The sequence below is a fragment of the Dietzia sp. E1 genome (assembly GCF_014145015.1).
In the GTDB taxonomy this organism is placed as follows: Bacteria; Actinomycetota; Actinomycetes; order Mycobacteriales; family Mycobacteriaceae; genus Dietzia; species Dietzia cinnamea_A.
The window spans coordinates 1-2,102 of record NZ_JAALDU010000319.1; the positions used below are offsets into that span (position 1 = coordinate 1).

Annotated in this window: 2 protein-coding genes and 1 pseudogene; 2 read left to right on the plus strand and 1 reads right to left on the minus strand. The window is 69.4% G+C overall.

All coding sequences use genetic code 11. From position 1 onward, the window contains the following. Positions 1 to 324 (plus strand): annotated as a pseudogene (locus G6030_RS10905) (ABC transporter ATP-binding protein); the annotation flags it as partial. Positions 325 to 673: 349 nt separating this feature from the next. Further along, complete coding sequence (locus G6030_RS10910; RefSeq protein ID WP_182643139.1) at positions 674 to 1,453, plus strand: hypothetical protein; 780 nt, start codon at positions 674 to 676, stop codon at positions 1,451 to 1,453. Between the two features lie 257 nt (positions 1,454 to 1,710). Here the strand turns inward: G6030_RS10910 and G6030_RS10915 are convergent. Then, positions 1,711 to 2,102, minus strand: a 392-nt coding sequence (locus G6030_RS10915) for an HAD hydrolase-like protein (protein ID WP_182643140.1), incomplete at its 5' end; no start/stop codon positions are given.

Genomic DNA, 2,102 nt, shown 5'->3' on the forward strand with positions numbered 1-2,102 from the left:
TCGGGCGATTCCGGTGGCGCGGCGGGTTCCGGCTCCGGTTCGGCGGCAGGCGCGGGCGGCTCGGCCCGCGGGAGCGGCGCGGGCTCGGGGTTGAGCTCCGCCGAGGAGCGCGCGCTGACCAAGGAGATGTCCAAGATCGAGCGCCAGATGGGCAAGCTCGACTCCCGGGAGGCCGAGCTCCACCGCGAGATGGCGGCGGTGTCCGAGGGCGCCATGGACACCGAGAAGCTGGCGGCGCTCGATCGCAAGCTCAAGGACGTCTCCGCGGAGAAGGACGCGCTCGAGGAGCGGTGGATGGAGCTGGGCGAGCAACTCGAGGGCTGAGCCCGCCCGCCGTCCGCCAACTTTGGTGTAGCTACTGCGAAATCAGGGCCGGGATTTCGCAGTAGCTACACCAAAATCGGGTTAGTAGTGGGACGCGGGCCGGGGACGACGGCAGGGGAGGTGAGCATGCGGGTGCGCGGGCGAACATTCCGCGCCTCGGGCATGTGGATGGTCGTCGTCTCTGTCCACAGCAGCGCTCGCAGCCGGGTCAGGACGGGCCGAGCGGGTCGACTATGAGCACGTGCCAGCACCTCGAACCGGAGATCCGTTCCTCGGCAGCGACGCCGTCTCGTCGGGTCGGCTGACTCCCTATCAACTGCGGACGACCCAGCGTCGACTCTTTCCCGACGTGTATATCGATGCCGCGGTTCCTCTGCGGGCTCGAACACTGGTGGCCGGGGCGTTCCTATGGGCGCCCGCGGAATCGGTGATCGGCGGGCTCGGTGCGGCGTTGTTCCATCGCGAGCGCTGGTATGCGCGGGAAGCGGTGAGTCGGTCGATCGACGTGTACTCGGCGGGGACACCGCGCGCGACGACCGGCGTGCGCATCCGCAGACTGACCCGGGAACTGCCGACGGAGCACGTGGTCACCGTCGGCGGAATCCGGGTCACCTCTGCCGCACGGACCGCGGTGGACGTGGCGCGCTGGGAGTGCGACGACGACATCGCGATCGCCAAGATCGACGCGATCTGCAACAGGGCTGGGATCGACGTGGACGCCGTGGCAGCAGCGGCAGAGCACATGAAAGGGCTGCACGGGGTCCAGCGCGTGCGCGATCTCCTCCCGTTCTGTGACAGGCGGGCGGACTCGCCGCCGGAGACCAGACTCCGTTTGATGCTCGTACGCGGCGGCCTGCCGGCGCCGACCCCGCAAGTGGTGATCTACAACGAGTACGGGGAGAAGATCGCGACAGCCGACCTGGCGTACGATGGGCAGAAGGTCGCGATCTTCTACGACAGTGAACTCCACCGCGAGAAATCCGCCTGGGAGTTCGACGCGTGGGCGAACGCAGAACTTCTCGAACTCGGATGGGTGCCGCTTCGGGTCACCGCCCAGATGATGCGCCACCCTCCGATGCTCCTCAGGCAGGTCCGGGCGGCTCTCATGCGGCAATCGCGGCAGACGTGAAGAGCACAGAGGGGTGGTCTGACATCTGCCGCCGCGCGAGGGGTGAGTGAGCCGCGAGGCAGCGATTCCGGTAAGCCCCCTGGAGCGAGCTGAACGGTGCCCTGCCCCCGAGGTTTGGTGGCACCACTGCGAAGTAGCCGGTCGATTCTCGCAATGGTGCCGACAAAGCTTGGGGCGGGCGGCGCAATGGTCGGCGGGCTACATAACGCTCGACGCGCGGCGAGGGGCCGGTGAACGGCGGCGGGTTCGAGCAGTGATCAGCTGGCGGCGGAGTGGATCGCCTCCAGGAGGGCGTCGGTGTCGGTGAGATCCGACAGGACGGTGTGGGCTCCGGCGGCGGCGAGGTCGTCAGCGGTCACCCGACCGGTCGCGACCGCCACGCAGCCGGCTCCCGCGTCTAGTGCGCCCCGGACGTCGTGGACGTGATCGCCCACGACCACCGCGCGTGCCGGCGACACGTCGAGCCCGCGATCCCCGGCCGCGGCGACCGCCTCCCTCACGAGGTGCGCGCGGTCGGCGTGGTGATCACCGAAGGCGCCCAGGTCGGGGTCGGGCAGCCCGTCGAACCCGCAGAGCCGCAGTTTGAGCAGCGCGGTCCGGCGCATGTTGCCCGTGACGATCCCCTGGTGCAGCCGCGGGTCCGCGGCCA